The sequence below is a fragment of the Candidatus Schekmanbacteria bacterium genome (assembly GCA_003695725.1).
Classification (GTDB): domain Bacteria; phylum Schekmanbacteria; class GWA2-38-11; order GWA2-38-11; family J061; genus J061.
This window is the reverse complement of sequence record RFHX01000161.1, coordinates 1-10,358: the sequence shown is the minus strand read 5'-3', so window position 1 is coordinate 10,358 and position 10,358 is coordinate 1. Positions and strand designations below refer to the sequence as shown.

Below are 10,358 nucleotides of genomic sequence, written 5' to 3'. Positions count from 1 at the left end.
TGTCCTTTGTTATCAATGTGATAAAACATATTTTTCTTTGAAAAAAATTACTCTTGAATGACCATTGATTTAATTTTGTAGCAGAAAGAAAACTAACTTATTGAATTATTTAATATTTCATTAGCAGTTAATCTACCACTTTGAATTGCTGTTGCATACCCTCCCATAAAAAGTTGAGAAAATGACTGATAGCCAACCATAAACAGATTGTCGATAGGGGTTTTAATTAACACTTTGAATTTACTTCCCATTTCGCTATCTTTACTCCATGACCAACCCGCGCAAGCACCTTCACTACTTCCACTCCAATATTGATATGTGAGAGGAGTTGAGCATTCAATAACTTCAACAGAATTTTCCAATCCTTTTAGAAGTGTACCTGCCGCTTTGATAAAAAGGTTTGCCATTTTTTCTTTGAAATCGTAATAACCAGCTAATCTTCTATCTTCTCTGCCTATCCATCTTCTGAAAAAGGTATAAGGAGCATTTGTCCGTAATATTATGACTTCCTTCCCCTTTGGTGCTGAATCTTTATCCTTATTGGTCCATCTGCATATTTCAAATTCTCTATTTAGAAAAAAATCAATAGATGAAATATCGTGTTTCCAAGGTATTGAAGAATTCAAGTTAGCACGGTAAAATAAATGGTCGGCTTTGAGAGGTGATAAATCTACTTTGTCAGTATCAATCCCAAGATAGACACAAAAGATTGAACCGCTGTCTTGAAGATTTTTTACCCAATTCAAAAACTTATTATCAGGCAAATCCCCTGATGCCATTTTTAAAAAGGTATTCTTATAATCAGCATTTGAACTGACAAAATTTGCTTTGATAAATTCGCCATTTTTAAGCGTTACACCAATTGCCCTTTTGCCTTTGATTAAAATTTTTGAAACTTCAGAAGAAAGGAGTATATCTCCTCCATTTTCTTCAATTACTTTTTTAAAACTATTATTAATACTTCTAAAACCTCCTAGGGGATACCAAATTCCTTTCTCGCACATCATATCCCACATATTTGCACAAAGTACTGCTGACATTTCCCCTTCTTCAAAGCTTTGATTTGATAAAAGAGTTATTAAATTTTCATCTTCTATTATTCTTTCTGCCACATCGTATGCTGATAGATTTTCAGGAAATTCTAAAGTTTCAACATCCGGAATATCCTTATATCTTTCTCTTTCCTTGGCACTTAGAAATTTCCCTGTTTCTCTTTCTATCTCGATGTAGTTTTTTAAAGAGAGTTTTTTCATTGTCCTAAAGAATTCTTCTATTCCCTTTTTTTCTTTGGGATAAAAAGCTGTAAGTTTTTCAGTCAATTGATGGAAGGGATAAGAAATTATTGTGTCGATATGAGGGGATTTATATTGAAAATGCGACCTTTTAAACTTGATTTCATTAGTGCTATCTAATTCGTTGAGTACTTTCTTAACAAATCTGTGAAAACTGAAGGACAGAGGCCCCGCAGGAAAAAGAAATTCTCCCCGTCGAAATTCTGAAGCAGTGCCTCCTAAATGGTCAAACTTGTGGCATAGAAGAATTTTTGCTCCTGCTTTTGCAAGATAAGCGGCACAAACTAATCCTCCAACTCCACCGCCGACAATGATACAATCGTAGTTCATAGATTTAACATAATTTGAAATTTTACACTATCATAACAATTAATATTTTGAACATAGTCATATTAAAAAATTTTTTCTGAGACTGAAAAATGGCTGATTTGGATTAAAAAAGCAAAAATTCCTCAAAAATATCTTTCTTCTCAAAAAAAATTTAAAAAATTTTGAGCCGATTTCAATAAAGATTATGATATATAGAGGGCTAATCTGAAAAAAACCTTTTGGCTTAAATATCGTAATGAACCAAGGGGTGGACTTGTCGGCATAGCATTCGATTTCCCTGCTTCTGAGTTTGATTTCGCAAAGAAGACTGCGGAAATTTTTATCGATACCTATTTCAAAATAGTAGAGATTAGAAAAGATGAAAAATATACTGATGAAGAAAGGGAAAGAATGCTTTTTAAGAGAGGAAGATGGGTTGAATTTAACCTAATTGAGGACGAAGGATTCAGATATGGGTTAGAAATAGGTGTTAATCCTGAAGTTATGATACTTCAAACTCTTCCACCAACAGTTAAATTTTAGATTTCAAATTCTAATTTCAGTCCGTCATAAGCAAGAAAAACATTTGTCGGTAGCTGTAATGAGGTTTCACTATGAGATATTTCGTGGGAAATATGAGTGAGATATGTTTTTTGTGGCTGTATTTTCTTTACAATTTCGTATGCTTCATCGATTGAGAAATGCGTGGGATGAGGAGTATCGCGCAAGGCGCCCAAAATCAAAATTTCAAGTCCTTCCATTTTTTTGAGGGTTTTTTCGGAGATATGCTTAACATCTGTGAAATAGACTACATTAGCCATTCTGAATCCTGATACATCAAACATCCCGTGTTTCCCTTCAAGACGGTCAAAAGTGATTCCTTCAATATTTATGCGGCTGTTGACCTCCACTGCTTTCAAAGAAGGGATTCCTCCTCCGGGTATATGTCTTCCTGAAAAAACATAGGAGAAGATTCGTCTTATTTCTTGAAGGGTGTCCTTTGTGCCGTAAATGGGAATAGTTTTCCCTGTTATTTCATTGAATCTTCTCAATTCGTCGAGACCAAATATATGGTCTGCATGATAATGTGTGAATAATACTGCGTCAATCTTATCAATATTGTGCTTCAATGCCTGAAATCTAAGGTCTATTGAAGTATCTATCAATATGTTCGATTTCTTTTCAATTTTAATGAGTATTGAAGAGCGCATCCGTTTGTCTTTCGGGTCATCAGAAAGGCATACCTTGCATCTGCATCCTATCTTCGGTACTCCATGTGAAGTGCCTGTGCCAAGAAAAATTATCTCACCTTTCACTTATTTATTCCTCTTAAGAAAGAAATCTTATTTATTTATCATTTCAATAAATTCATCTTCGCTGATAATGGTTACGCCAAGTTCTTTTGCTTTGTCAAGTTTTGAACCGGCATCTTCTCCTGCGACTACATAGTCTGTTTTTTTACTGACTGATGATGATGCCTTACCGCCTTCAGCTTCAACTATCCGCTTTGCCTCTTCTCTTGTAAAGCTTTTCAACGCTCCTGTAAAAACAAAGGATTTACCCTCAAATTTTCTGCCTTTTTTAGCTTCAGTTTTTTCGATGACAAGACCTGCTGAGAACATCTTTTCAATTACTCTCAGATTTTCCTCTTCCTTGAAGAAATTCACAATGCTTGAAGCCACTTCAGGACCAATTCCATCGATTTCAAGAAGTTCTTCTTCGGTTTTCTTTTTTAAATTCTCAATTGAATGGAAGTTATCTGCTAAAAGCTTTGCTGTGTATTCTCCAACTAATTTAATCCCAAGAGCATAGATGAAACGGGAAAGTTGACACCTCTTGCTCCTTTCGATTGCCTTTATTAGATTCTCAGCCGATTTCTTTCCCATTCTTTCAAGGTTTGCAAGCTTATCAGCTTTGAGAAAATAGATGTCGGCAAGATCTTTTACAATTTCTTTTTCAACGAGCTGGTCGACAAGTTTGTCTCCTAAACCTTCGATGTCCATTGCACCCCGAGAAGCAAAGTGCTTGATGCCCTCCTTGATTTGTGCAGGACAAGATATACTTGTGCATCTAAAATAAGCTCCTTCACGTATGATGTGAGCCCCGCAAACAGGACAAGCCGTAGGCATTTCAAATATCTTTTCTTTGCCTGTGCGCTTAGATTTAATGGCTGAAACTACTTCAGGTATGACATCTCCAGCCCTTCTAACAGTAACTGTATCACCGATGCGGATATCTTTTCTTCTGATTTCATCGAGGTTGTGGAGTGTTGCCCTTGATATTTCAACTCCACCAACATTTACAGGTGTGAGTTTTGCGACAGGTGTTAAAATTCCTGTGCGTCCAACCTGCACAGTAATATCTTCAACAATAGTGAGAGCTTCTTCAGGTTTGAATTTTATTGCAAGTGCCCAGCGGGGAGCTCTTGTCTTTTCACCAAGCAGCCGTTGTAATTCAAACTCATTGACTTTGACAACTACACCATCGATTTCATATTCAAGTTCATTTCTTTTATTTTCTATGTATTTGAAATATTCCAAAACATCTTCAATTTTATGGCAAATCTTAATTTCAGGATTTACCCTAAAACCCCATTTTTTTATTGTTTGCAAGAAATCATAATGATTAAGGAATTCTATTCCTTCGCAAAGCCCCATTCCATAAAGGTAAATATTTAATGAACGCGATGCTGTAATTTTAGGGTCAAGCTGACGCAATGATCCCGCAGCAGCATTTCTTGGGTTTGCAAATATGGGTTCGCCTGCTGCAATCCTTTCATCGTTTAGTTTTATGAAATCCTCTTTCGAAATATAGACCTCTCCTCGTATTTCAATTCTCGATGGGTGAGGAATATCTGAGTCAAGCATATGTAATGTCAGCGACCTTATTGTTTTTAAATTTTGTGTAATATCTTCACCCACTTCCCCATCTCCACGAGTAGCGCCGCTTACAAATATTCCATTTTCATAAAGAAGATTTACTGCCAACCCGTCGATTTTCGGTTCCGCAACATATGTAAATTCTACATTTTTGCCAAGCCCTTTCCTGATTCTTTGGTCAAATTCTAAAACTTCTCCTTCAGAAAAGGCATCGTCGAGACTAAAAAGCCGTGTCAAATGTCTAATTCTGTTGAATTCTTCAAGCGGCGCTGCGCCAACCCTTTGAGTTGGAGAATCAGGTGTTATTAGATGAGGATTTTCTTCTTCTAATTTTTTTAATTCTCTAAAGAGACGGTCATATTCTGCATCAGGGATTTCAGGGCTATCAAGGACATAGTAGCAGTAGTTATGGTAGTTTATTTCTTTTTTAAGCGCTTCAATCTTCCTTTTGATCTCTTCTTCATTCATTTAATCAAAGTAATTAATTAGGTTAGAAGATGACAACAACATTAATGAAAAGTGTGAATTTTTATTTATCTGAGTTTTTACTATCAGGTTTATTCTTTTTGTAAATAGGAAAATAAAGGAGTCTCACTGTCTTCTCCTTGCCTTCCTTTTCATAACCGAAAAGCCCTTTAAAAAAGGAAATCTTAAAAGCATCGTCTTTTATATCTTTGCTGTATTCAAAGAAAGAAAAGAGTATGCCAATGTTTTTATAGAAGCCTTCTCCAAATCTTCCTTTTTCATTGAAAGGCAGGATATCCAAAGTCCTTATGAGTGTCGAATTTCCATCACTGCGATAAGAGAAAAGAGGCCATATTTTATGGAGTTTTTCATCTATCTTTCTATTTTCCCATTCTATGTGGTTATAAAGGTATAAGGGGACGAAACTGAAAAATCTTTTTCTATATCCTGATACTTTTATATCGCCATCCCACAGAAGAGGCCAAAGGTAAAAATTTCTGAAAGAATCACCTTTTTTATCAAGACGAAAAAAAGGAAATACTTGTGTAGTCCTTCTTTCTTTCCCTCTCGTTATTGAAAAAAGGGGCCAGATGACATCGTATCTTGAAAAATCTTCTTTCAGTTTTTTCTGTGATACATAGAGAGGAAACAGGAAAAGCTTCGTTTCCGCAACATCTGACTTTGAGCTTCCAAAAAAAGGGAAGAGAAGAAGCCTCTCTTTTTTTAAAGCGCCGTCATCTTTATAAAACTTTTGATTGTTATAAAAGGGCCAAAGGATGAATGTCTTCTCATATTCCTTTTCAACTGATTTGCTTCCATAGAAGGGCCAAATCCTATAATATCTTTTCCCCTTTGCAATTGAGTAGTTGAAAAAGGGCCAACAATAGCTGTAAGAATTTTCTTCCTTTTCCTTTGAAGCCGTATAGAGAGGGAATAGCAGGAAATCAAAGGAGTCTAATCCAAACCATCCTTCAAAGTGTCCGTAAAGAGGAAAGATTACACGGGATTTTCTACCGCTTTTTTCAGATGATATATATAGAGGGAGAATATAAAGATATTTCTTTTTATCCCATTCCCTTTCCATATCTTTCTTAAAAAAGAGAAAAGGAAGCACTCGAAGCTGTATTTTTTTTTCAGCTCTTTTGTAATTTATTAGAGGCCAAAGTATATCGAGGTTAAATGTCCCCTTTGGAATGTCTTTTTCGTAGCCGAAAAGAGGAGGAATCCTGAAACTTTTTTCCCTTTCAGTTTCACTAACTGCAGCAATGGGACCAATATTTGCATGAATCTCCGCCTTTTCATCTGCCTTGCAGAGGCAGGGAGAGAAAAGAAGCAGATGCGTTAAAAAAAACAATAATATTAAAAAACACTTTTTCATTGGAGATGATTAAAAAAGAAAGAATAACGAGCTTATAAATGTTGAAATTGGAGACAATTCACTTGCTTGTTCAGCTGAATCTCCCAAATCCTTTAATGATTTTTTGGCTGTATCATAAAGCTCGTCATCATTGACAAGTTTGCCAAGAGTTCCCTCGCCTTTATTAACTTTAACCAATATTTTATTGAGATTATCAGAAGTTTCTTTTACTTTTAGGATTGTTTCTTTAAGATTTTCTCTGTTTTCTTCAATCATTCCATCAAGGTTGTCGCCGAGTTTTGAAAATTTATCCATTACTTCAGGTCCTTTCTCATTAAGACTTGATGAGAATTTTTCAAAGTTGCTTATGGCTTTTGTCACTGATTCCTTATTTTCGCTGAGCAGAGTGTTCAGTTTTTTTGAAAAGCCATCGATATTGGCTATAGCACTTGAAATTCTGTCTTCATTTTCAGTCAGTATTTTTTGAAGAGTATCAGTGGATTTTTTGAGATTTGCCAACATCTGATTTATGTTTTCGGAATTCTGTGACACGACTTCATTCAGCCCTTTTGCGACTTCAGTTAGCTGCCCGATAAGTTTATCGATATCGGCTGCAACTACGCCTTCTCCTAAGGAGTCTCCGTCTGCAAGCAGTTTTGCTTTTGGATCACCAAAGCTTATATCTAAGTATTTTTGCCCTAAAAGACTGTCTGATTTTACCGATACCTTCGCGCCTTCATGAATTTGGACACCATCATCTATTCTCATAGCAAGTTTTGCTTTGCCGTCTTCAATCCTCAAATCTTCTATCCGTCCTATTCTTACACCTGCCATTTTAATAGGTGATTCCTTCTCAAGTCCTGCCACATTTTCGAGTTCGGAATGCAGGACATATCCCTTTGGCTTCAACCAAGTTATTTCTCCGAACTGCATTGACAACCAGAAGAGAAGAATAATCACGGCAAGGGTGAAAAGACCCACCTTTGCCTCAACGCTTATCTTTTTGTTATTCATATCATATCTCCTTATTAAATAACTTTTGCAGGACCTTCAGATGAACCGCTCAGAAATTGAATCACATATGGGTCCTTGCAGTTTCTCAGTTCCTCTGTTGTTCCAAAAAAATGTATCTTTGTGTTGTAAATCAAAGCAACTTTATCTGCTATTTTGAACATACCCGGTATATCATGGCTTGATACGATCGAAGTTACTCCAAATTTTTTTTGTGTGTCCCTGATGAGCGTGTTGATTGTATCAGACAAAATAGGGTCAAGGCCTGTTGTGGGCTCGTCATAGATTATAGTTTTAGGAGACATTGCAAGGGCTCGTGCAAGTCCCACTCTTCTTTGCATACCTCCTGAAAGTTCGGAAGGCATTTTATCTTCTACATCCTTCAATCCTACATCTAAAAGCCGTTGACGTACAATTTCTCTTATCTCAGATTCTTTCATTTTGGTATTTTCCCTCAATGGGAATCCAACATTTTCTTCCACTGTCATTGAGTCGAATAGGGCTGCAAATTGAAAAAGAAATCCAAATTCTTTTCTTATTTCATTTAATTCAAAATCGGAGATTTTTGTAATATCTTTTCCCTTGTAAAGTATTTCTCCTTCATCAGGTTTCATCAGTCCTATGATATGTTTGAGTATTACACTTTTACCTTGTCCACTGCCACCGATTATAACGGTAGTGCTTCCTTCTTCGATTGTTAAATTAATCCTGTCTAAAACCTTTTTGCCGTTAAATGATTTAGAAACATTTCTTAGTTCTATCACTTTGAATTACCTCAAAATATGCCTGTATCCGTCCTGTTTGAAGGATTTTCTGTAATCATTCCCTGTAATTTCCACTATGCGGCACATTTCATAAATTCGTGAAATCAATCTTGTCCCAATTCTGTCTTCAAGGGTTTCTTCGATATTGCTGTCTTTATCAGCGGAAATATGCCAGTTAGATGAAAGTATCGTTGGTTTTTTCTCATTATATCTTTTATTCAAAATGTAAGTAAGTATATCACGACGCCAATCTGTAACTTTTTGGGCGCCCAAGTCGTCAAGGATTATAATTTCTTTTTCTATAACAGGTGAAATTATTTGTGATTCGGTAAGGAGTGAAGTCGCACTATAAGTGCTTTGGATTGATTTTAAAAGCTCCCAAAAATCATAAAAGATTCCATCAACGAGTTTGTTTTCTATAAGGTTTTTCAATATAGCAACTGACAGATGAGTTTTGCCAACGCCGCATGGGCCAACGAAGAATAATCCTATTTCATAGCCGGGGTATCCTTTACAGAATTTTTCTGCTATTCTTTTGGCTGTGCGCTGGCTGGAATTATGTGTTTCATAATTATCCAGAGTGCATTCACTGTATCTTTCAGGAATGTTGCAGGTGCTTATAACCTTCTTTTTTAAAAGCTCTGTGAAACAGGAGCATCTCTTGACTTTTTCAATACCTTCTTCCTTTACAGGAATCCATCCTGTGCCAAGGCATATTTCACAGACTTCCATTTCCTCTTTTTCTACTTTCTTTTCTGCCATTTCTCTTAAACTCCAAGTCTTTCAGCTATGGCAATTTTTAAGAGCTCTTTACAAGTATTCTCATACTCTTTGTTATTGATGGCTTTCAATTTTTTCAATTTTTTGTTCCATCTCGAAAGAAGTTGATTTTTTTCTTCTTCATTTAAGGATAAAACAATTTTTTCAAGATAATTTTCCTTCAAATCTTCAATTTCTTCATATACTCGTTCAGCATCTGATGATAACTTTTTGTTATTATCAAGCATTTTTTGAAGTTCATTTTTAAACTCATAAACCAGTGAATCAATACTGGATGATATAGTTTGCTTTCTGGCATTTTCTTCAAGTGAAGAAATCATCTTTAAAATATCATCAATTAAATTTTTAGATATTTCTTTGTTGGCTTTATTCTGCCATTCTTCTATTGAGCCGCTTTTTGCTTCTCTGTATTCACGCCAAAGTTTTAAAACTCTTCTGCTGCATGATGAAAGGGTTATTATGCCGTTTATTCTGTTTTTTTTTGAAAATTTGATACTGTCAATTGTCAATTCTATTCCTTTTTTGACAATATCGAGAGGGATGCCCAATGCTTCCCATTTTTTCATTATGCGGTAATCTGCTGTGCTTACAAGAAGCCCTCTTTCCCGTTTCCCCGTCAGGAATTGCTCAATTTCTGTATAATAATCGGTTTCAATAAGCATTATGAGAAAAAGAGACTTGTTAAAACATAGTCAGAAATTAAAATCAGCACAGATGCTACAACAACAGCGCTTGTCGTTGCTTTACCAACTCCTTCAGCTCCACCTTCTGTATAAAAGCCCTTATAACATCCAACGAGAGTAAGAATCATTCCGAAAAACATTGCTTTGTAAATACCCTGCATCAAATCGGAAAACTCAAGATTATCCCTGATTCCCGACCAATATATGACTGAACTTTGTCCAAGAAATTTTACTGTAACGACAAATCCGCCTATTATTCCAATGAAGTCTGCAATAATGGTCAAAAGAGGAAGAACAATTATACCTGCTATTATTCTTGGTACGATAAGATACTGTGTTGGATTGACTGCCATAACTTCCATTGCATCTATCTGTTCAGTTACTCTCATTGTGCCTAATTCTGCGGCGATCAACGAGCCTGCTCTTCCTGTTACCATAAGTCCTGTTAATACAGGGCCCAATTCTCGTGAAAGAGCAAGAGCTACAACATAACCGACAAGATATTCAGCATTGAATTGATGGAATCCTCTATATGTTTGAAGTGAAAAAACAGCACCTGTGAAAAATCCTGTTAATAGGACAACTATTACAGAGTTGACTCCGATAACCTCCATCTGTTTTAACATATTGAAGAATTTGAAGGGAGGTTTAAAAAGCCAGATGATAAATTTTGTGAAAAAGATTACAACCCGCCCAATCTCTTCTATTAAAAGAGTAACCCTGCAGCCAAGCCAATCAAAGAATGATTTCATAGGAATCTATAAATTTTTTTTACAATATTCATAAACATTTGAACTCTTGATGAAGAGTCTTTACCC

Annotated in this window: 10 protein-coding genes; 1 reads left to right on the top strand and 9 read right to left on the bottom strand. The window is 35.7% G+C overall.

From position 1 onward, the window contains the following. Window positions 1-92 precede the first annotated feature (92 nt). Window positions 93-1,622 carry an NAD(P)/FAD-dependent oxidoreductase gene (locus tag D6734_06480; GenBank protein ID RMF95038.1) on the bottom strand — a complete coding sequence of 510 codons (1,530 nt, stop codon included), beginning with the start codon at window positions 1,620-1,622 and terminating at the stop codon, window positions 93-95. Window positions 1,623-1,826: 204 nt separating this feature from the next. On the opposite strand from D6734_06480, the gene D6734_06475 reads away from it, so the two are divergent. Beyond that, window positions 1,827-2,144 (top strand): coproporphyrinogen III oxidase, encoded by a 318-nt coding sequence (locus D6734_06475; GenBank protein ID RMF95037.1) that lies wholly within the window; start codon window positions 1,827-1,829, stop codon window positions 2,142-2,144. Here the strand turns inward: D6734_06475 and D6734_06470 are convergent. The 8 genes from D6734_06470 to D6734_06435 all read right to left on the bottom strand — a co-directional run bounded on the left by D6734_06470 (window position 2,141) and on the right by D6734_06435 (window position 10,292). Next, window positions 2,141-2,917 (bottom strand): MBL fold metallo-hydrolase, encoded by a 777-nt coding sequence (locus tag D6734_06470; GenBank protein ID RMF95036.1) that lies wholly within the window; start codon window positions 2,915-2,917, stop codon window positions 2,141-2,143. The two genes, D6734_06475 and D6734_06470, sit on opposite strands and share 4 nt — an antisense overlap. Before the next feature lie 27 nt (window positions 2,918-2,944). Beyond that, the gene (gene ligA / locus D6734_06465) at window positions 2,945-4,948 is read right to left on the bottom strand and encodes an NAD-dependent DNA ligase LigA (protein ID RMF95035.1); all 2,004 of its coding nucleotides are present in this window, start codon (window positions 4,946-4,948) and stop codon (window positions 2,945-2,947) included. A 61-nt stretch (window positions 4,949-5,009) separates the two neighbouring features. After that, window positions 5,010-6,299 carry a hypothetical protein gene (locus D6734_06460; GenBank protein RMF95034.1) on the bottom strand — a complete coding sequence of 430 codons (1,290 nt, stop codon included), beginning with the start codon at window positions 6,297-6,299 and terminating at the stop codon, window positions 5,010-5,012. Window positions 6,300-6,332: 33 nt separating this feature from the next. Continuing rightward, a complete protein-coding gene (locus D6734_06455) occupies window positions 6,333-7,316 on the bottom strand; it encodes an MCE family protein (protein ID RMF95033.1) in 984 nt (327 codons plus the stop codon). A 14-nt stretch (window positions 7,317-7,330) separates the two neighbouring features. After that, on the bottom strand, window positions 7,331-8,077 hold the full coding sequence (locus tag D6734_06450) for an ABC transporter ATP-binding protein (protein RMF95032.1): 747 nt from the start codon (window positions 8,075-8,077) through the stop codon (window positions 7,331-7,333). 6 nt (window positions 8,078-8,083) lie between these two features. After that, entirely contained in the window at window positions 8,084-8,839 is a 756-nt protein-coding gene (locus D6734_06445; protein RMF95031.1) for a hypothetical protein, read from the bottom strand. 5 nt (window positions 8,840-8,844) lie between these two features. Beyond that, window positions 8,845-9,519, bottom strand: a complete 675-nt coding sequence (locus D6734_06440; protein RMF95030.1) for a hypothetical protein — start codon at window positions 9,517-9,519, stop codon at window positions 8,845-8,847. After that, window positions 9,519-10,292, bottom strand: a complete 774-nt coding sequence (locus D6734_06435; GenBank protein ID RMF95029.1) for an ABC transporter permease — start codon at window positions 10,290-10,292, stop codon at window positions 9,519-9,521. The genes D6734_06440 and D6734_06435 overlap by 1 nt, the downstream gene beginning before the upstream one ends. Between the last annotated feature and the right edge of the window lie 66 nt (window positions 10,293-10,358).

Bases quoted from the DNA above. Each gene is read 5' to 3' on its own strand.
- D6734_06480 (RMF95038.1), bottom strand. From the start codon at position 1,622: ATGAACTACGATTGTATCATTGTCGGCGGTGGAGTTGGAGGATTAGTT.
- ligA (RMF95035.1), bottom strand. From the start codon at position 4,948: ATGAATGAAGAAGAGATCAAAAGGAAGATTGAAGCGCTTAAAAAAGAA.
- D6734_06455 (RMF95033.1), bottom strand. From the start codon at position 7,316: ATGAATAACAAAAAGATAAGCGTTGAGGCAAAGGTGGGTCTTTTCACC.
- D6734_06445 (RMF95031.1), bottom strand. From the start codon at position 8,839: ATGGCAGAAAAGAAAGTAGAAAAAGAGGAAATGGAAGTCTGTGAAATA.
- D6734_06440 (RMF95030.1), bottom strand. From the start codon at position 9,519: ATGCTTATTGAAACCGATTATTATACAGAAATTGAGCAATTCCTGACG.
- D6734_06435 (RMF95029.1), bottom strand. From the start codon at position 10,292: ATGAAATCATTCTTTGATTGGCTTGGCTGCAGGGTTACTCTTTTAATA.